Below are 18,307 nucleotides of genomic sequence, written 5' to 3'. Positions count from 1 at the left end.
CGATGGCTGGCTGTGTTCCGCTGATCAGACGACAAGGAGTGTGCAGCGAGTGAGACGCGGGAGATCGACGACGTTCGCCTCCCTCGCCGTACCCAACTTCCGGACATACGTGACCGGGGCCTTCGTGTCGAACATCGGCACCTGGGTGCAGCGCGTCGCCCAGGACTGGCTGGTCCTGCAGCTGTCCGGTGGATCGGCCGTCGCCGTAGGCATCACGACCGCCCTGCAGTTCCTGCCCGCGCTCCTGCTCTCACCCGTCGGCGGGCTGTTGGCCGACCGCTTCGACAAGCGTCGCCTCCTGATGGCGACGCAGTCGTGGATGGCCGTGTCGGCGCTGATCCTCGGCGTCCTCGCCGTCGTCGGTGACGCGACCACGCTCCACGTCTACGCGTTGGCGTTCGTGTTCGGCATCGGATCGGCGCTCGACGTGCCCGCCCGACAGGCGTTCGTGTCAGAGATGGTCGGGGCGGACCGTCTGACCAACGCGATCGGACTGAACAGTTCGGCGTTCAACGCCGCCCGCCTCATCGGCCCCGGTGTCGCGGGCCTGATCATCGCGGCCTTCGGCAGCGGATGGGCGATCCTCACCAACGGTGTCAGCTACCTGGCGTTCCTGGTGGCGTTGGCGATGCTCGACGAGAGCAAGCTCGTCCGCAGTGAGCCGCTTCCCCGCGCGAAGGGACAGGTTCGCGAGGGTTTCCGGTACGTCGCACGCCGGGCCGACCTGCTGATCGCATTGGGCGTCGGGTTCGCGGTCGGCACGTTCGGCATGAACTTCCAGATGACGAATGCGCTGATGGCTCGCAACGAATTCGGACTCGGCGCCCAGACCTACGGCGTGCTGGGCTCGGTGATGGGGATCGGCTCGCTGTTCGGCGCGCTCCTGGCCGCGCGCCGCAAGGCGGCGCCGAGCCTGCGGTTCGTCGTCTGCTCGTCCCTGGTCTTCGCGCTGCTCATCGGCGTGTCCGGCCTGGCCCCGACGTATCACCTCTACGCGGTGGCGCTTCCGTTCGTCGGGCTGTCGGCGCTGGTCACCTTGACCTCGACGAACATGTACGTGCAGACCAGCGTCGACCCGCAGGTCCGCGGTCGCGTGATGGCGCTCTACATGACCGTCCTGATGGGCGGCACCCCGATCGGGTCCCCGCTGCTCGGCCTGCTCGCCGAGTGGCTCGGCCCGCGAGCGCCGCTCGTCGGCGGCGCGGTGATTCAGGCGCTGCTGATCGTCCTGGTGGTCGTGGTGGTGACACGAGTCGTCAGGCCCGCTCTCGATCAGCCGACGACGCCGGCGGCGATCAACTCCTCGGACGTCGTCGCCGGGTAGCCGAGCTCGGTCAGCAGGGCCCTACTGTGCTCGCCGAGGGCGGGCACGTCGCCCATTGCCAGTTCGACGCCGCGCAGACCCATCGGCGGCAGCAGGGCCCGCACCGGCCCGACCGGCGTCCCGACGGTACGCCAGCGGTCGCGCTCGGCCAGTTGAGGATGGTCGACGAGACCGGCCACATCGTTGAGGACGGCCGACGGCACCCCGGCGGCGTCGAGCCGGGATGCGAGCTCGGCGGCGCTGAACCGGGCCGTCTCCGCGGCCACCGCGGCGTCGCATTCCGGTCGATGCGCGACGCGGTCGGTGTTGGTGACGAACCGGGGGTCGTCGGCGACGTCGGGTCGACCGAAGACGTCGGCCATCAGGGTGCGCCAGCCGCGGTCGTTCTGGACGCCGATCAGGAGCCTGCCGTCGACGGTTGGGAACGAGTCGTACGGGACGATCGCGGCGTGGCCGAGTCCGTGGCGCGGAGTCTGCCGACCGGTGTGCATCTGGACGTACATCGGGTGCCCGATCCATTCGGCCGTCGCGTCGAACATCGACACGTCCACGATCCCGCCGCGACCGGTTCTTCCGCGCCGCAGCAACGCCGCCAGGATCGACTGCGCGAGGTACATGCCCGCGGCGATGTCCGACACCGGGACCCCGGTCTTGGCCGGCTCGTCCGGACTCCCGGTCAACGACACCAGGCCGGTCTCCGCCTGAATCAGGAGGTCGTAGGCCTTGCGGTCGCGGAGCGGGCCTGCGTCGCCGTAACCGGTGATGCTCGCGGCGACGAGCGCGGGGTGGTCCTGCGCCAGCCGAGCCGGGTCGAGCCCGAGCCGTGCCGCCGCCCCCGGAGCCGAGTTCTGCACGAAGACGTCGGCGCGGGCGATCAGCTCACGCGCGATCGCGACGCCGTCGACGGACTTGAGGTCGAGGGCGATCGACTCCTTGCCGCGATTGAGCCAGACGAAATGACTCGCCATGCCGTCGACGGCGGTGTCGTAGTTGCGGGCGAAGTCGCCTTCGCCGATGCGCTCGAGTTTGATGACCCTGGCTCCGAGATCGGCGAGGTGGCGGGTCGCGAGGGGAGCGGCGACGGCCTGCTCCAACGACACCACCGTCACGCCATCGAGGGGGAGTTCCGACATGAAGCACAGGCTAGACGACGTGCCGGGAGTGCCGGTCATTCCCGCTCGAGCATCCCGTCGACGTCGGGGCGAGGCGTTTCGGTAGCCTGCTCCGAGTGAGCAACACTGTGCGCGTCGAGTCCGTGAACACCCGAATCGCCCGAGAGCTCGGGGTCGCCGAGGGCCGGGTGGCCGCGGCCGTCGCCCTGCTCGACGGCGGGTCGACGGTCCCGTTCATCGCCCGCTACCGCAAGGAGGCGACCGGCAGCCTCGACGACGCCCAGCTCCGACTGCTCGACGAACGCCTCCGCTACCTGCGTGAACTCGACGAGCGTCGGGCGGCGGTCATCGCGTCCATCGAGGAGCAGGGCAAGCTGACCGACGAGCTCCGTGCCGCCCTGCTGAGCGCCGACACCAAGGCGCGCGTCGAGGACATCTACCTGCCGTACAAGCCCAAGCGTCGCACCAAGGCGCAGATCGCCCGCGAAGCAGGTCTCGAACCGCTGGCCGACGCGCTGCTCGCCGACCCGACGCTGATCCCCGACGAAGCGGCGGCCGAGTACGTGACCGGAGACGTCGCCGACGCCGCGGCGGCTCTTGACGGCGCGCGTCACATCCTGATCGAGCGGGCTTCCGAGGACGCCGAACTCGTCGGCGCGGTCCGGACCCGCTTCTGGGCGGAGGGCCGTCTGCGGACCGAGGTGCGCACGGGGGCCGAGGCCGCCGCGGCCGCCCAGAAGTTCCGCGACTACTTCGACTTCGCCGAGTCCCTCGACGCGATGCCGTCCCACCGTGTCCTCGCCGTCCTGCGCGGCGAGAAGGAGGAAGCGTTGTCGCTGACCTTCGACGGCGGCGAGGACGAGCCGTACCAGGCGCTCGTCGCGCAGACCCTCGGCGTCGACACGTCGACCCCGGGCGGCGCGTCCACCTGGCTGGCGGGCACCGTCCGGTGGGCGTGGCGCACCAAGCTGATGATCACCGCGACGATCGAGGCGCGCATGCGGCTCCGCCAGCGCGCGGAGGAGCAGGCGGTCGCGGTGTTCGCGACCAACTTGAAGGACCTGCTGCTCGCCGCGCCCGCAGGCACGCGCGCGACCCTCGGCCTCGACCCCGGCTTCCGGACCGGTGTGAAGGTGGCCGTCGTCGACGCGACCGGCAAAGTCGTCGACACGACCGCGGTGTTCCCGCACCAGCCGCAGAAGCAGTGGGACCGTGCGAAGGCCGAACTCGCCGCGCTCGTCCTGCGTCACGACGTCGAGCTGATCGCGATCGGAAACGGAACCGCGTCCCGCGAGACCGACGCGCTGGCCGCCGAACTCGTCGCCGAGATCGCGAAGAGCGGCGGACGGGCCCCGGCGAAGGCCGTGGTCAGCGAGGCGGGAGCATCGGTGTACTCGGCGTCGGAGTACGCCTCGCAGGAACTGCCGCAGCTCGACGTGTCGCTGCGTGGAGCCGTCTCGATCGCACGCAGGCTGCAGGATCCGCTCGCCGAACTCGTCAAGATCGACCCGAAGTCGATCGGCGTCGGCCAGTACCAGCACGACGTCGCCCCGGCGACCCTGGCCCGCAGCCTCGACGCCGTCGTCGAGGACGCGGTGAACGCGGTCGGCGTCGACCTGAACACCGCGTCGGCCCCGCTTCTCGCCCGGGTGTCGGGCGTGACTCCGGGGCTGGCGAACGCGATCGTCGCGCACCGCGACGAGGTGGGCGCGTTCGCCAGTCGCAAGGCGCTCCTGGACGTCCCGCGGCTGGGTCCGAAGGCGTTCGAACAGTGCGCGGGCTTCCTCCGCATCCGAGGCGGTGTCGACCCGCTCGACGCGTCCGGCGTGCACCCGGAGTCGTACCCGGTGGTCCGCAAGATCCTCGACGGGGCGGCCCGGCCGCTCGGCGAGATCATCGGCGACACGCGCACGCTGCGCGCGCTCAAGCCGGAGGCGTTCGCCGACGAGCGTTTCGGCGTCCCGACCGTCACCGACATCATCGCCGAGTTGGAGAAGCCCGGACGCGATCCGCGACCCGCATTCGAGACCGCGACCTTCGCGAGCGGCGTCGAGAAGGTGTCCGACCTCAAGCCCGGCATGGTCCTCGAGGGCGTCGTGACCAATGTCGCCGCATTCGGTGCGTTCATCGACATCGGCGTCCATCAGGACGGCCTCGTGCACGTGTCGGCGATGTCGGACAAATACGTCTCCGACCCGCACGACGTCGTCCGGTCGGGCCAGGTGGTCCGCGTGAAGGTGATGGAGGTCGACGTCGACCGCCAGCGCATCGGCCTGTCGCTGCGGCTCGACGACGAACCGGGTGACAAGGGCGTGAAGTCGGAGGGTCGCGGGCCTCGGTCGGGCAGACCGCGTGGGGGACAGAACCGAGGCGGCGGCCAGAACCGGGCAGGCGGCCAGAACCGCGGTCAGAGCCGGAGCGACCGTGACGGCGGCAGCGCGAGCGGTTCGATGGCGCAAGCGCTCCGGGACGCCGGTTTCGGTCGTTGAGTCGGATCTGGCATAGTTCGCCGGGTAAGCCGAACGCAGGGGGAGAGAACATGACACGACGCACACGGGGAGCATGGCTGGTCATCGCGGCGGCGCCGCTGGTGCTCGTGGCGTGCGGATCGGACGACTCGTCGACCGCGGCGCCGACGAGCACGACGTCGGAACAGTCGACATCCGCGGCCGCACCGACACGATCGGGGGCCGACGCGCACCCGTGTGCGGACGTGTCCGACGCGATCGAGGTGACCCACAAGCCGGGTGAGGCCCGGTTCGCGGTACCGAAGATCGACGGCTGGGAGCGCTTCAGTCAGATGGATTCGGACATCGTCCGGCTCATCATGGTCAACAGGTCGCTCATCGCGGACGAGTTCGCCCCGAACTTCACGATCACGGTCGAGAAGTCTCCGACCACCGGTCAGTCGGAGTTCGACCGCCAGGCCGCCGGGCTCCGGCGAGTCGTGAAGACCGACACGATCACGCGTGAGCCGGTGTCGTCGACCTGCGGATTCGACAGTCAGGTCTTCGACTACACGATGACCTCGCAGAACGGCGTCGACCTCGACGCCAGCGTCCTGGTCGTGTCGGTGCCGAACGAGTCGGGTGGCGGGACCACGGCGTCGGTCACGATGCAGACCTCCGATCCGTCGAACACCGAGTATCAGGCGGCGAAGAAGACTCTGTTCACCGGCTTCAGCGCTCGCCCCTGACGCATCGCCCCGGTATTCGTAGAACATCAGTGCGATTGTCCGGGTAGGGTGGACACCATGAAGAACACCCTGCTCAACGTCACGATCAACACGACAGACGCGCTCGGCCTCGCCCGTTGGTGGGCCGCGGCGTTCGACGGCGAGATCGTCGCCGAGAACGACGGCTGGTTCGTCATCGTCTCACTCGGTGAGGGTCGGACCGGGCTGGCCTTTCAGAGGGTCGACGACCCGGCTCAGGGCAATCGGATCCACTTCGACTTCGGCGTGGCCGATCGAGCGGAAGCGGTGACGAGGCTGGTCGACGCGGGGGCCGTCCTCGTCGCCGAACGGTCGATGCCCGAGTTCAGCTGGACCGTCCTCGCCGATCCGGAGGGCAACGAGTTCTGCGTCGCGACGCACCACTGACGCGCCGAAATTCGGTTGAGGGGTGGAATCCGACGACACTACTGTTGACGCTGCTATGACCACCGGACTCCGTCGCCCGAGCCGCGAACGTGATCGGACTTTCGCACACATCCTGCTGAACACCGCCGTCGCCAACGTCACCACCAGCTTCTTGTGGTTCGCGTTGACCTTCTGGATCTACCTGGAGACGCGCAACGTGATCGCCACGGGTGTGATCGGCGGCGGCTACATGCTCATCATCGCGATGGCGAGCATCGGATTCGGGACGGTCGTCGACAGGTTCCGCAAGCTCACCGTGATGCGAGTGTCGGCGGTGTTCACCCTCGTCATGTTCGTCCTCGCGGGCGTCGTGTTCGCGAGCATGCCCGCCGACGCCGCGGCGAGCATGACCTCCCCGTGGCTGTGGCTGTTCGCGATCTTTGTGTTGGTCGGCGCCGTGATCGAGAACATGCGCTCGGTGGCGCTCTCGACCACGGTCACCATCCTGATCGACGCCGACCGCAGGGACCGCGCCAACGGGTGGGTCGGCACTGTGCAGGGTCTGGCGTTCATGGTGACCAGCGTGTTCTCCGGCCTCGCCGTCGGATTCCTCGGCATGGGGTGGACGGTGGTGTTGTCGGTCGTGTTCGTGGCGGTCGGGCTGGCCCACCTGATGGTCGTGTCGCTGCCGGAGGAAGTCGAACCGGCCGCGTCCGACGCCGAGGGCGCCTTCGACCTGCGCGGGTCGTTCCGCGCGGTCCGGGCCGTCCCCGGACTGTTCGCGCTGATCCTGTTCTCCACGTTCAACAATTTCGTCGGAGGCGTCCACATGGCGCTGTTCGACCCATACGGGCTCGAACTGTTCTCCGTGCAGATGTGGGGTGTCGTGTTTGCGATCAGCGCGACCGGTTTCATGGTCGGCGGCGCCCTGGTCGCCAAGTTCGGGCTCGGCACGAACCCGATGCGGACGATGCTGATCGCCGTGATGGTGACCGGCGTGATCGGCGGCGCCATCACGCTTCGGGCGTCTCCCATGCTGTGCATCGTCCTCGCCTGGTTCTTCATGGCGATGTTCCCGGCCGTCGAAGCGGCCGAGCAGACCGTGATTCAGCGCGTCGTCCCGCTGCCGCGACAAGGTCGTGTGTTCGGCTTCGCCGGGGCTTTCGAAGCCGCGGCCGCCCCGGTGACGGCGTTCATCGTGGCCCCGATCGCCGAGAACATCGTCATCCCGTGGGCGGACGGCGACGGAGCGCGGGTGCTCGCGCCAGTGTTCGGCACCGGTCCGGCGCGCGGGATCGCACTGATCTTCCTCGTCGCGGGCGTCCTGACAGTTCTCGCCGCCGCGGTCGCGTTCCGGACGCCCGTCTACCGGACGGTGTCGGCCGAATACCGGGCGGGCGCCGACGCCGAGTCGGTGTCGGATGCGATCGACTCCGTCACAACTCGTCCGACGACACCAGACGTCGTCGAGCCGACAGGAGCGTGACCTCGGGTCGGGAGGCGGCGTGCCGTTCGAGGGTGTCGAGCATCTCGGTGACGTGCGCGGCGTCGGCGCTGACCACGGCGACGCCGACGCCCGAGCGCCGATGGAGGTCGAGATGATCCGTCTCCGCGACGGAGACGGAGTACTTGCGGCGGATCTCGGCGACGATCGGGCGGATGACCGAACGCTTCTCCTTGAGGGAGTGGACGTCGCCGAGAAGGAAGTCGAATTCAAGAGTACCGATCCACATGGGATCGCCGACTCTACCTGACGCGTGCCCCGATCGGATAGAGACTGTTCGCGAGGGACTTCTTCGCCGCCACGTTCGCGCGGACGGCGTCGACGCCGAATCCGCCGGCGGTCGGGCGCGGCGGTGGTTCGGTCGCGCCGCCGGACACCACGGTCCACCGCGATCCGACGTCGACGAGGGCCTGGTGTTTGGTCGCGTAGTAGTCCGGGCTGGCGGCGATCGCGACGCCGGAGTCGCCCGCGGCGGCGGCCAGCATGTGCGGGTGATAGCGCGTCGACAGCCACGTCCCTCGGTTCACCGGCAGACCGTCGCGCCACAGGTTCCGGAACGGGATCACCGCTGCGCCGTCGATGCGGTCACCGAGCATCGTCGGGATCGTGTAGTCGTGTCCCGGGATGCATTCGACGACCGTCACGTCCCGGCCGGGGACATCCCATGCGTCGAGGGTGTCGCGGACGAACGACACGAGCGCCTCGGTCCCGGCGAGTCCGCCCCAGGCGAACGCGTCGGTCAGGTCGCTCTGCGCGCACAAGACCACTCCCGACCCGGACGGCGGACGCTGTGTTCGGGCGACGGCGGGCGAGAGCCACGCGTCGTCGCCGGTCCGCGACAGCCCGGGGGCCCCGGCGAGCAGATCGAACGACGGTTCGTCGCGGACGTCGAGGACGTCGAATCGAGCGGCGGCGTCGAGCAGCGCCTCGCCCGCGGCCCCGGGGGCCGCCGGGGTGAGGCCCGCGCCCGTCGCCACCGTGCGTGCGCCGGTCTGCGCCGCGACGGCCGACATCGCCGTCACCAGCGCCACGTGGTGGGGCCAGACCGCGTTGACGTAGCCGCCGCCGACGAGGTGGATCGTCCCGGCCCGCAGGAGCAGTTCGATCCCGGCGTCGTTGCGGGGCGATGCTCCGAGCCTGCTCGCCGTGTCGGACACCCACGCCCAGGGGGCGCCGGGATCCACCTCGACCGCGTCGGGCGAGTTCGCGTGGCGGACGAGTTCCCACAGGGTGTCGACGAAGACGGCTCGCCGGTTCGCGTGCCCGAGGAGAAGCGACGCCTGGCCCGGACGCGGGGAGTCGACGACGACGCGGGCCGTCGGACGGCGCCGCGCAATGTGCCGGAGCCACGCCTCGGTGATCAGCTCGTCGCCGTAATTGGGGAATCCCGCGGTCGTGACGAGATAGATCAGATCGGCCGAGTCGATGCGTGAGCGCACTCTGGCGCGCACCGACCGGGTGCGCCGTCGCAGGTCGGAGAGATCGGGTGCCATGTCGTCAGTTGTCGGTGTCGCCGAGGAGAGTCGCGACGTGGTCGGGCACGAACTTCGACAGCGATCGCGGCGGCCGGTGATAGCTGCCGGTCGCGATCGGCTTCTTCGGCAGCTTCACCCGAGGCCGTTCGACGTGCGTGTACGGGATCGTCGACAGCATGTGCGAGATCATGTTGAGCCTGGCGTTCTTCTTCCGATCCGATTCGACGACGTACCACGGGCTCGACGACGTGTCGGTATGGACCATCATCTCGTCCTTGGCCCGCGAGTAGTCCTCCCAGCGGTACACCGACTCCAGGTCCATCGGCGACAGCTTCCACTGTCGGACCGGATCGTCGCGGCGCGCGCGGAAACGGCGGAGCTGTTCGTCGTCGGACACCGAGAACCAGTACTTGCGCAGGAGGATCCCGTCGTCGATGAGCATCTGCTCGAAGATCGGCGTCTGCCTCAGGAAGCGGGTGTGCTCCTCGGGGGTGCAGAATCCCATCACCTTCTCGACGCCCGCCCGGTTGTACCAGGAGCGATCGAAGAGGACGATCTCGCCGGTCGTCGGCAGCTTCTCGACGTACCGCTGGTAGTACCACTGGCCGCGTTCTCTGTCGGTCGGCGCGGGCAGCGCCTCGACGCGACATATGCGCGGGCTCAGGTACTCGGTGATGCGTTTGATGGCTCCGCCCTTGCCCGCGGCGTCACGTCCCTCGAAGATCACCACGACGCGGGCGCCGGTCTCTTTGACCCACTCCTGCAGGGCGACCAGTTCGGTCTGTAGGCGGAACATCTCCGCCTCGTAGATGCCCTTCGTCAACTTGTTCGCCGGGACGGGTGCCGGATTCTTCGCCATGCCGACGATCTTAGGGTGTGTCTCGCGGTGCTCACTTGCCTTCGGTCGCTGGAGTGGCGGTGAGTCGCAGCCCGATCGTCGAATCCTTGACGTTGGTCAGGCGCAGACTGTCGCCGTCGACCTCGGCGGTGACGTCGCCGTCGAGCACGGCGAGGACGGCTCGTTCGACGTCCGTGACCTCGGGTGCGCACATCTTGCGGGTGGTCGCGATGGCGCCGAATCTGATGGTCTGGTCGCTGCCCGACCCGGTCACCGTCGCGTCGGAGCGCATCTGATTGCATCCGGTGAAGCCGGTGAAGACGCCGTCGCCGCCGATACGGAGGGTCGGCTTGACGCGGTCGAGGACCGCCGAACTCTCGACGGCCTCGTTGCGGACCAGTGCCGTGACGGTCCACGTGGTGCCCGCGATCGCGCGGGTCACCCGTTCGTTGAGGGAGATCCGCTGGTCGCCGCGGGTGAGCGTCAGGGTGCGGCTGTCGAGTGACCAGGTCAGCGGTTCGCCGAACAGTTTCGTGATCCACGCGTCGACGGTGTCGTGCGGCGGTGGGCACGCCATCATCGTCCCGACCATCGGCCCGACGGTCATCGTGTCTCCGTCGAAGGTGGCGGTGCCGCCCTGCCCGTTGCAGCCGCCGTTCACGCTGATCTGGCCGTTCTCGCCGAACGCGACGGTGAGCGGTCCGCCGCCGGGCACCACCCGATCGGTCGCCTCGTCCGACACGTAGGTCTTGCCGACGAGGGCGGCCGGGTCGGAGGTCGAACCCGACGAGTCCGATCCGCACGCGGCGAGCGCCAATGACGCCGCCGCCACGAGGGCGAGCACGGGCAGCAGTCGGACTCGAACGGCATGGCGGCGATCGCGTGGGTGTTCCATGAGGCCACGGTAGTTCAGCCGGACCGGCCCCGCGGTGGACGCGCCGCGTACGGTAGATCACGATCGGACACCAGAACCACGTGAGGAACAGGTAGCTAGTGGGTAAGTTCTCGAACGCCATGTGGCGCCTGCTCGGCGCTCAGGCGTCGCGCAACCAGTCGCAGTCCATCTCGTTGATCGAGAAGTCGCACGACGAACAGTCGTGGGCGAAGGAACTCAAGGACGACGAGTTCGCCGACGCCGCGGCCGACCTCGAGATCGACACCGTCGACGGTCGCGCCAAGTTCCTCGCGTTGATCCGTGAGGCGGGTGAGCGCGCGGTCTCGATGACGCCGTTCGACGTCCAGCTGCAGGGCGCGCTCCGCATGCTCGACGGTGACGTCGTCGAGATGGCGACCGGTGAGGGCAAGACGCTTGCGGGTGCGATCGCCGCCATCGGATACGCGCTCGGCGGCAAGCACGTCCACGTGGTCTCGGTGAACGACTACCTCGCAGGTCGTGACGCCGAGTGGATGCGTCCGCTCTATGACGTCTTCGGTGTCACTGTCGGTGCGATCTCGGAGCACTCCACGCGCGACGAGCGCCGCGAGGCGTACGCCTGCGACGTCACGTACGCGTCGGTCAACGAGATCGGGTTCGACGTGCTCCGCGATCAGCTCGCGCTGCACGAGGACGAGCTCGTGGCCCCGGAGCCCGAGGTGGTGCTCGTCGACGAGGCCGACTCGGTGCTCGTCGACGAGGCGCTCGTGCCGTTGATCCTGGCGGGATCGACCGAGGCCGACACGCCCAACACCGCGATCCACGAAGTGGTGTCGCACCTGAAGTCCAAGCACTACGAGGTCGACACCGACGGGCGCAACGTGTCGCTCACCGAAGAGGGCGCGCGCTTCGTCGAAGACACCCTCGGCGGAATCGACATCTACGGCGACGAGCACGTCGGCACCACGCTCGTGCACGTCAATGTCGCGCTGTACGCGTACTACCTGCTCGAACGCGACGTCCACTACATCGTGCGCGACGGGGGAGTCCACCTGATCAACGCGTCGCGCGGGCGTGTGGCGCGACTGCAGCGCTGGCCCGACGGCGTTCAGGCCGCGGTCGAGTACAAAGAGGGCCTCAAGCCGACCGCGTCGGGCGAGGTGATCGACACCATCACCGTGCAGGCGCTCATGGGTCGCTACCCGACGGTCGCCGGCATGACCGGCACCGCGATCGCGGCGGGCGAGCAGTTCCGCCAGTTCTACGGTCTCGGGGTCTCGCAGATCCCGTCCAACATGCCGAATGTCCGCGAGGACGAGCCCGACCGCGTCTACGACAACAAGGCCAACAAGATGGAGGCCGTCGTCGACTACGTGAAGGAGGTCCACGAGACCGGTCAGCCGGTCCTCATCGGCACCCACGACGTCGCGCAGTCCGAGGAGCTCGCCTACTTCCTCGAGCGCGCGGGCATCGCCTCCGTCGTCCTCAACGCGAAGAACGACCGGGAGGAGGCGGCGATCATCGCCGAGGCCGGTCGCAAGGACGCGGTCACCGTCTCGACACAGATGGCCGGTCGCGGCACCGACATCCGCCTCGGCGGTTCGGACGGCGACGACGAGGCGCGCGACGAGGTCGTCGAGCTCGGTGGACTGTGCGTGGTCGGCACCGGCCGGTACGACACCGAACGCCTCGACAATCAGCTTCGCGGCCGCGCCGGACGTCAGGGCGATCCGGGTCGCTCGGTGTTCTTCTCCAGCCTCGAGGATCCGCTCGTCACCAAGAATCAGACGCACCTGCGCGAACTTCATCCCGACGACAGCGACGGTCTCATGGGTCCGCGCGGCGTCGAGATCGTGCAGCAGGCCCAGCGGATCGCCGAGGGCGCGATGCTGCAGCTGCACGCCAACACCTGGAACTTCAACGCCCAGGTCAACGAGCAGCGCAACTCGATCGTCCGACGCCGCATGGCGATCCTGAAGACCGACAAGGCGTTCACTGATCTCAAGGAGCTCGAGGCCGAGCGGTACGAGGAACTGTCGGAGACGGTGAGCGACGAGGTCCTCGGCGACGTCGCGCGCCAGATCGTGCTGTTCCACCTCGACCGCGCGTGGGCCGACCATCTGGCGTACGTCGCCGACGTGCAGGCCAGCATCCACCTGCGCGCACTCGGCCAGCAGAGCCCGCTGGAGGAGTTCCACAAGCTGATCTTCGCCGAGTTCACGAAGCTCGTCGACGAGGCGATGGCCGGTGCGCGCGAGACCTTCACGACCGCCGCGATCACCGCGGACGGCCTCGACCTCGACGACGCCGACATGCACCGCTCGACGATGACGTGGACCTATCTCGTGCACGAGAACCACTTCGCGTCCGCGGGCGCGCAGGCGGTGCAGGGGATCGTGGGCATCTTCCGGTGACCGACGAGCCGTCGACGGCCGCCGGGCCGCCGGAGAAGAGCGACGCGGTCTGGACCGTCCCGAACGCGCTCAGCGTTCTGCGTTTGGCGTTGATCCCGGTCTTCATCTGGCTCCTCATGGTCGAGGAGTCGGCCGGCTGGGCGTTCGTCGTGCTCTTCGTCTCCGGTGTCACGGACTGGCTCGACGGCAAGCTCGCGCGCTGGCTCGGCCAGTCGTCCAAGCTGGGCGCGTTGCTCGACCCGGCGGCCGACCGTCTGTACGTGATCGTCATCCCGATCTGCTTCGGCCTGCGGGAATTCGTGCCGTGGTGGTTGATCGGGCTGATCGTCGGGCGCGACGTGCTGTTGTTCGCGACGGCCCCGCTGTTGAAGTCCCGCGGCGTCACCGCGCTGCCGACCCTGTACATCGGCAAGGCTGCGACCTTCGCCCTGATGAGCTCGTTCCCGTGGCTCCTCGCGGGCCAGATCGACGGGCTCGTCGGGACCATCACCTACCCGATCGGCTGGGCCTTCCTGATCTGGGGGGTCGCACTGTACGTGTGGTCGCTGGTCCTGTACTGGATCCAGACGGTGTCGGTCGTGCGGACGATGCCCCCGGTTCGTGCATGAGTTTCGTCCCTGCCGCGCCCGCGACGCCGTGCGGACGATAGAGTTCTGACGTCACGTCGGGGGAGCATCTCGCGGCGTCCGTTGTCCCTGTGAAGCAGAGAGGGGTGTCCGCGTGAGCGACACGAAGATCCCGGAGAACTTGAAGTACACCGCCGAGCACGAGTGGATCTCGAAGGTCGGCGACAAGACCGTCCGCGTCGGCATCACCGACTTCGCACAGGACGCACTCGGCGACGTCGTCTTCGTCCAGCTGCCCGACGTCGACTCCGACGTCGAGGTCGGCGAGTCGTTCGCCGAGGTCGAGTCGACCAAGAGCGTGTCCGACATCTTCGGTCCCCTCGAGGGAACCGTCTCGGCGGCCAACGACGAACTCGACGGTGCGCCCGAACTCGTCAACTCGTCGCCGTACGAGGACGGCTGGTTGGTGGAGATCACCGTCGCCGACGACGTCGACTTGGACGCGGTCCTCGACGATCTGCTCGACGCCGCGGGCTACGCCGCGGCGATCGCGGGCTGACGGCCGGACAAAACTGAACGATTGGCTAACGATCCGTCACGTCAGCGTTGACGAACCCTCACCTTGTCGGTGGAGACGGATATGATGACCAGTGTTCGTTCATTCACACCCGACCAGGGATGTGAATGAACACAAACCGGTAGGTTCAGACATGACTGTCGGACCTGCCAGCAAGTAGTCGTTTCAGCGTCGAAACGCGATCTGTTGAACACGAATAGGCGAAGTGTCCGCTCCGGTCCCGGGGATCTCGGGAACGACGGACACGGTGGTTAAGGAGATGTGGTGACCGGTAACGACAACGGTTTTGAGGCGCCCGTGGAGACGACTTCGGTCTTCCGCGAGGAGTACATCAAGGAGATCGACGCTCCGGCGACGACGGCCGAGCCCGCAGACACCGGTGTGGAACGACTCTCGCCCGGAACTGCGCTGCTGGTGGTCAAGCGTGGCCCCAATGCGGGATCGCGATTCCTGCTCGACCAGGCCGCGACGTCGTCGGGTCGTCATCCCGACAGCGACATCTTCTTGGACGATGTGACCGTCAGCCGCCGTCACGCGGAGTTCCGCCGCGACGGCGACGACTTCCAGGTCGTCGACGTCGGCAGCCTGAACGGCACCTACGTCAACCGTGAGCCGGTCGACACCGCGACCCTGGCGAACGGCGACGAGGTCCAGATCGGCAAGTTCCGTCTGGTCTTCCTCGCGGGACCCCGCGCAGGGGAAGCGTGAGCGCTTCGCCCGCACGCTCGGACGCCGCAGGCGATCCGGCGATGTCCATCGGGGCGGTCCTGGCGGTCCTCAGCGAGGACTTCCCGGACGTCACGATCTCGAAGATCCGCTTCTTGGAGGCGGAGGGTCTGGTGACCCCGGAGCGCGCTCCGTCGGGTTACCGGCGTTTCAGCAATTCGGACTGTGAGCGCCTGCGTTTCGTCCTGACGGCGCAGCGGGATCGGTATCTGCCGCTGAAGGTGATTCGCGAGCAGCTCGACGCGATCGACAGCAAGACGTCCGACGCCGCGGGCGGCGCGCGTCTGCTGTCCTCGGCGCGGACCGCGGTCGCGCCTGCGACGGACTTCGCGTCGCGTGGCGGCCGGGTCGACCGCGAGTCGCTCATCGAGCGGACCGGCGTCGACTCGGCATTCATCGCCGAGCTGATGCGCAACGGTCTGCTGTCGTCGGGGCCGGGCGGATTCTTCGACGAGGACGCGGTTCGTCTCGTCGAGGCCGCCGCCGCACTGGCGAACTTCGGCGTGGAGACACGCCACCTTCGCGCATTCAAGGTGAGTGCCGACCGTGAGGCCGGACTCGTCGCACAGATCGCGGGCCCCATCGCCAAGGGCAAGGGCACCGGTGCTCGTGACCGCGCCGAGGAGTTGGTGCGCGAGATGGCCGCGCTGTCGGTCACCCTGCACACCCAGCTCGTCAAGGCCGCGGTCCGCACCGCGCTCGATTAGGGTCCGCAGTCGACTGGCCGCGACAGGCGGCCGTGAGGAGGCCCCGAGATGGGCGAGATGCGAATCGTGGGCATTCGAGTGGAGCCCCCACAGAACCAGCCGGTACTGCTGCTGCGCGAGGTCGCCGGGTCCCGGTACCTGCCGATCTGGATCGGTCAGAGCGAGGCGGCCTCCATCGCGCTGGAACAGCGCGGTGTCGAGCCTCCGCGTCCGCTCACACACGACTTGATCGTCGAACTGGTGACGTCGTTCGGCCGTACCCTCGTCGAGGTGCGGATCGTCGACATGCAGGAGGGCACGTTCTACGCCGAGATGGTGTTCGACGGCGACGTCGTGGTCCAGGCGCGTCCCTCCGACGCGATCGCCGTCGCGATGCGTGCCAAGGCTCCGATCGTGGCGTCGGACGAGGTGCTCGACGACGCGGGCCTGCTGATCCCCGAGGAGGACGATTCGGCGGCCGCGGACGAGGACGACGCGTCGAGTGACGATGCGGTCGAAGCGTTCCGTGAGTTCCTCGATCAGGTGTCTCCCGAAGACTTCCTCGGCCCCGAGTCTCCCCAATAGTCGCCACTCGAGTCACACGAGTAACACCAGCCTCATTGGTAACGGAATAGTCACATCTGAACCTAAAGTTGAGGTTTACGGTGTGTTGCGTTGATCGAGGCTTCCGGGGGCCCTAATTTCATTCCCAGCACCGAAGCAGTTCGCTTCGGGATTCACGCAGACCGCGTGCGGGCGTACCCTTGTCAGAGGGGGCGCGCGAAGCGGTCCTGTTCACGAGGGAGTGTCACCGTGGGCGATATGCCGTCCGATCGTCGGTCAGATGCCGTCACCGAGCCCGTGCAGGGCGGTCTCGACGACATTGCTCCGGGCCTGTTCCCGAACGACACGATTCCCGACGAACTAGTCGGCTACCGCGTGCCGACCGCCTGCCAGATCGCCGGCATCACCTACCGTCAGCTCGACTACTGGGCGCGCACGCAGCTCGTCGTTCCATCGATCCGCGGTGCGGGCGGATCGGGGACGCAACGCCTGTACTCGTTCAAGGACATCCTGGTCCTCAAGATCGTCAAGCGACTCCTCGACACCGGCATCTCGCTGCAGAACATCCGCGTCGCCGTTGATCACCTCCGCAAGCGCGGCGTGGAAGACCTCGCGCGCATCACCCTCTTCTCCGACGGGACCACCGTCTACGAGTGCACGTCCGCCGAGGAGGTCGTCGACCTCCTCCAGGGCGGACAGGGTGTCTTCGGCATCGCGGTCTCCGGTGCCATGCGCGAACTCACCGGCACCATCTCCGACTTCCCGGCCGAACGCGCCGACGGCGGCTTCAGCGAGGAGTCGCCGGAAGACGAACTCGCCGCCCGCCGCAAGAACCGCTCCCAGAAGACCGGTTAGCAGCGCGATGCCACAAAAGTCGCGCGGCGGTCTTGGTTGAACCAGGACGCCGCGTGACTTTTGTGGCTTTCTGCTATCGCGGGGCGGCGGTGCCGTTCGATCTCAGCGGACGATGAACTCCGAGGCGGAGATGTACTCCCGCAGGTTCGCTTCGTCGCAGGTGTAGGCGGGAAATGCGAGTATGTGCGACGTTCTGCCGTTCCTGAGTATGGAGTACTCCGTGCTGGTTCCATACGTGTTGCGTGCGTAGTCGGACAGGAGCCATGCGGTTTCGCCGGAGGGAAGAACACCCTTGCGTGGCACGCCGGTGAACTCGTAATTCGATTCGCCTGTCTGGATGCCCACGGCGAGGTCGTGCGGAATCCCCGTGATCGCTATCTGCTGGACGACGCGTGCGTCGTCGCCGTTGGCGGATCGCGAGTCGGCACAGCCGGGTTCCCGCAGCGGGCTGGCCTCGGCGGGCTCGCATCTCACAACGAACAAGAGCTGCGACCCACCGGGCTTCTCTTCGCATGTGTCGAGGCTGACCACGTCGCGGTACCGCTTCACCAGACGACGGGCATCGTTTGAGTACACGTGAACCGCTTCCTTGCCCTCGCCGGGCTTGCCGAAACGCCATTCGTCGATCTTCGCGGAGATCGGATCCGAGAACACGATGCCGACGACGGTCAGAATAGCGAGTGCTCCCGCCACGATGGCGACGGCGAACGACCTGAATCTGCTTCTGCGACGTCTACCGCCACCCGGTGGGCCGACCGGTGCAGGGGGCCCACTCGGCGCGTACGGGGCGGGGCCGAACGGAATCTGCCCGCGGGGCGGCGGAGAAGACGACATTTGGGGAACGGTAGAGGTAGTGCAGGCGCGCGACTAGAGGCCGAACAGTGGAACGTGTGAGTACGACGGGACAGGCGTTCGTCGATCGCGGATCTATCCGCGCACCTTGGTATCCTGTCCGTGCGCCGCTACGCCGCGGGAGAGCGTCGTCCGATCATCTCGGACGGCCGCCGAAGGAGCAACACCTCTCCGTCAAACTCTCAGGCACCCGGGACCGTGGCAACTGCCGGCGTCTCTGGAAAGTGACGGGTCGACCCGTCCGCCCACGGTGAAAGGCCGCGGTCACCCGCAGCCGAATCTCTCAGGCGTCGCTCGCGACACGACAGAGGGGGAGGACCGGTGTCCGGGCGCGGTGCTCGGACCGACATAGATAGGTCC

The 18,307-nt window shown here is 67.9% G+C and carries 18 protein-coding genes and 1 riboswitch; of the genes, 12 read left to right on the top strand and 6 right to left on the bottom strand.

Features of this window, described 5'->3' with window-relative positions; all coding sequences use genetic code 11:
* The first annotated feature begins 49 nt into the window (after nucleotides 1-49).
* On the top strand, nucleotides 50-1,324 hold the full coding sequence (locus GYB83_RS17655) for an MFS transporter (RefSeq protein WP_161896660.1): 1,275 nt from the start codon (nucleotides 50-52) through the stop codon (nucleotides 1,322-1,324).
* Here the strand turns inward: GYB83_RS17655 and GYB83_RS17650 are convergent.
* Complete coding sequence (locus GYB83_RS17650) at nucleotides 1,273-2,457, bottom strand: CaiB/BaiF CoA transferase family protein (RefSeq protein WP_186349801.1); 1,185 nt, start codon at nucleotides 2,455-2,457, stop codon at nucleotides 1,273-1,275. The genes GYB83_RS17655 and GYB83_RS17650 overlap by 52 nt on opposite strands.
* A gap of 95 nt (nucleotides 2,458-2,552) precedes the next feature.
* On the opposite strand from GYB83_RS17650, the gene GYB83_RS17645 reads away from it, so the two are divergent.
* The 4 genes from GYB83_RS17645 to GYB83_RS17630 are packed head-to-tail and all read left to right on the top strand — an operon-like array spanning nucleotide 2,553 to nucleotide 7,502.
* On the top strand, nucleotides 2,553-4,925 hold the full coding sequence (locus GYB83_RS17645) for a Tex family protein (RefSeq protein WP_161896658.1): 2,373 nt from the start codon (nucleotides 2,553-2,555) through the stop codon (nucleotides 4,923-4,925).
* Between the two features lie 50 nt (nucleotides 4,926-4,975).
* Nucleotides 4,976-5,632: a hypothetical protein gene (locus GYB83_RS17640; protein ID WP_161896657.1), complete on the top strand. Its 657-nt coding sequence runs from the start codon at nucleotides 4,976-4,978 to the stop codon at nucleotides 5,630-5,632.
* A gap of 57 nt (nucleotides 5,633-5,689) precedes the next feature.
* Nucleotides 5,690-6,037, top strand: a complete 348-nt coding sequence (locus tag GYB83_RS17635) for a VOC family protein (RefSeq protein WP_161896656.1) — start codon at nucleotides 5,690-5,692, stop codon at nucleotides 6,035-6,037.
* Between the two features lie 55 nt (nucleotides 6,038-6,092).
* Nucleotides 6,093-7,502 (top strand): MFS transporter, encoded by a 1,410-nt coding sequence (locus GYB83_RS17630; protein WP_161896655.1) that lies wholly within the window; start codon nucleotides 6,093-6,095, stop codon nucleotides 7,500-7,502.
* On the opposite strand, the gene GYB83_RS17625 is transcribed toward GYB83_RS17630, so the two are convergent.
* The 4 genes from GYB83_RS17625 to GYB83_RS17610 are packed head-to-tail and all read right to left on the bottom strand — an operon-like array spanning nucleotide 7,453 to nucleotide 10,728.
* Nucleotides 7,453-7,749: a DUF503 domain-containing protein gene (locus GYB83_RS17625; protein WP_161896654.1), complete on the bottom strand. Its 297-nt coding sequence runs from the start codon at nucleotides 7,747-7,749 to the stop codon at nucleotides 7,453-7,455. The genes GYB83_RS17630 and GYB83_RS17625 overlap by 50 nt on opposite strands.
* Before the next feature lie 13 nt (nucleotides 7,750-7,762).
* Entirely contained in the window at nucleotides 7,763-9,013 is a 1,251-nt protein-coding gene (locus GYB83_RS17620; protein ID WP_161896653.1) for a polysaccharide pyruvyl transferase family protein, read from the bottom strand.
* 4 nt (nucleotides 9,014-9,017) lie between these two features.
* Nucleotides 9,018-9,854, bottom strand: coding sequence for a polyphosphate kinase 2 (gene ppk2 / locus GYB83_RS17615; RefSeq protein WP_161896652.1), 837 nt, complete (start codon nucleotides 9,852-9,854; stop codon nucleotides 9,018-9,020).
* 31 nt (nucleotides 9,855-9,885) lie between these two features.
* On the bottom strand, nucleotides 9,886-10,728 hold the full coding sequence (locus GYB83_RS17610; protein WP_161896651.1) for an META domain-containing protein: 843 nt from the start codon (nucleotides 10,726-10,728) through the stop codon (nucleotides 9,886-9,888).
* Nucleotides 10,729-10,826: 98 nt separating this feature from the next.
* Here GYB83_RS17610 and secA2 point away from each other — a divergent pair, with 98 nt between their 5' ends.
* The 7 genes from secA2 to GYB83_RS17575 all read left to right on the top strand — a co-directional run bounded on the left by secA2 (nucleotide 10,827) and on the right by GYB83_RS17575 (nucleotide 17,095).
* A complete protein-coding gene (gene secA2 / locus GYB83_RS17605) occupies nucleotides 10,827-13,121 on the top strand; it encodes an accessory Sec system translocase SecA2 (RefSeq protein WP_161896650.1) in 2,295 nt (764 codons plus the stop codon).
* Nucleotides 13,118-13,729: a CDP-alcohol phosphatidyltransferase family protein gene (locus tag GYB83_RS17600; RefSeq protein ID WP_161896649.1), complete on the top strand. Its 612-nt coding sequence runs from the start codon at nucleotides 13,118-13,120 to the stop codon at nucleotides 13,727-13,729. The genes secA2 and GYB83_RS17600 overlap by 4 nt, the downstream gene beginning before the upstream one ends.
* Nucleotides 13,730-13,841: 112 nt before the next feature.
* The gene (gene gcvH / locus GYB83_RS17595; RefSeq protein WP_161896648.1) at nucleotides 13,842-14,246 is read left to right on the top strand and encodes a glycine cleavage system protein GcvH; all 405 of its coding nucleotides are present in this window, start codon (nucleotides 13,842-13,844) and stop codon (nucleotides 14,244-14,246) included.
* A 282-nt stretch (nucleotides 14,247-14,528) separates the two neighbouring features.
* Nucleotides 14,529-14,972, top strand: a complete 444-nt coding sequence (garA, locus tag GYB83_RS17590) for a glycogen accumulation regulator GarA (RefSeq protein WP_161896647.1) — start codon at nucleotides 14,529-14,531, stop codon at nucleotides 14,970-14,972.
* Nucleotides 14,969-15,697, top strand: coding sequence for a transcriptional regulator FtsR (gene ftsR / locus GYB83_RS17585; protein WP_443093432.1), 729 nt, complete (start codon nucleotides 14,969-14,971; stop codon nucleotides 15,695-15,697). Before garA ends, ftsR begins: the two co-directional genes overlap by 4 nt.
* Before the next feature lie 48 nt (nucleotides 15,698-15,745).
* Complete coding sequence (locus GYB83_RS17580; protein WP_161896646.1) at nucleotides 15,746-16,261, top strand: bifunctional nuclease family protein; 516 nt, start codon at nucleotides 15,746-15,748, stop codon at nucleotides 16,259-16,261.
* 237 nt (nucleotides 16,262-16,498) lie between these two features.
* Nucleotides 16,499-17,095 (top strand): MerR family transcriptional regulator, encoded by a 597-nt coding sequence (locus GYB83_RS17575; RefSeq protein WP_228461586.1) that lies wholly within the window; start codon nucleotides 16,499-16,501, stop codon nucleotides 17,093-17,095.
* Between the two features lie 102 nt (nucleotides 17,096-17,197).
* Here GYB83_RS17575 and GYB83_RS17570 read toward each other — a convergent pair whose 3' ends face one another.
* Entirely contained in the window at nucleotides 17,198-17,788 is a 591-nt protein-coding gene (locus GYB83_RS17570) for a hypothetical protein (protein WP_161896644.1), read from the bottom strand.
* 267 nt (nucleotides 17,789-18,055) lie between these two features.
* Nucleotides 18,056-18,156: riboswitch (glycine riboswitch) on the top strand.
* Nucleotides 18,157-18,307: the final 151 nt, after the last annotated feature.

The organism is Gordonia spumicola (assembly GCF_009932475.1).
GTDB classification, from domain to species: Bacteria; Actinomycetota; Actinomycetes; order Mycobacteriales; family Mycobacteriaceae; genus Gordonia; species Gordonia spumicola.
Note: the sequence above shows the minus strand (reverse complement) of the source record. Positions and strands in the feature narration are given on the sequence as shown.

Excerpts from the sequence above, each read along its gene's own strand:
- GYB83_RS17650 (WP_186349801.1), bottom strand. The coding sequence starts at position 2,457 with ATGTCGGAACTCCCCCTCGATGGCGTGACGGTGGTGTCGTTGGAGCAG.
- GYB83_RS17640 (WP_161896657.1), top strand. The coding sequence starts at position 4,976 with ATGACACGACGCACACGGGGAGCATGGCTGGTCATCGCGGCGGCGCCG.
- GYB83_RS17635 (WP_161896656.1), top strand. The coding sequence starts at position 5,690 with ATGAAGAACACCCTGCTCAACGTCACGATCAACACGACAGACGCGCTC.
- GYB83_RS17630 (WP_161896655.1), top strand. The coding sequence starts at position 6,093 with ATGACCACCGGACTCCGTCGCCCGAGCCGCGAACGTGATCGGACTTTC.
- GYB83_RS17625 (WP_161896654.1), bottom strand. The coding sequence starts at position 7,749 with ATGTGGATCGGTACTCTTGAATTCGACTTCCTTCTCGGCGACGTCCAC.
- GYB83_RS17620 (WP_161896653.1), bottom strand. The coding sequence starts at position 9,013 with ATGGCACCCGATCTCTCCGACCTGCGACGGCGCACCCGGTCGGTGCGC.
- ppk2 (WP_161896652.1), bottom strand. The coding sequence starts at position 9,854 with ATGGCGAAGAATCCGGCACCCGTCCCGGCGAACAAGTTGACGAAGGGC.
- GYB83_RS17610 (WP_161896651.1), bottom strand. The coding sequence starts at position 10,728 with ATGGAACACCCACGCGATCGCCGCCATGCCGTTCGAGTCCGACTGCTG.
- GYB83_RS17580 (WP_161896646.1), top strand. The coding sequence starts at position 15,746 with ATGGGCGAGATGCGAATCGTGGGCATTCGAGTGGAGCCCCCACAGAAC.
- GYB83_RS17575 (WP_228461586.1), top strand. The coding sequence starts at position 16,499 with ATGCCGTCCGATCGTCGGTCAGATGCCGTCACCGAGCCCGTGCAGGGC.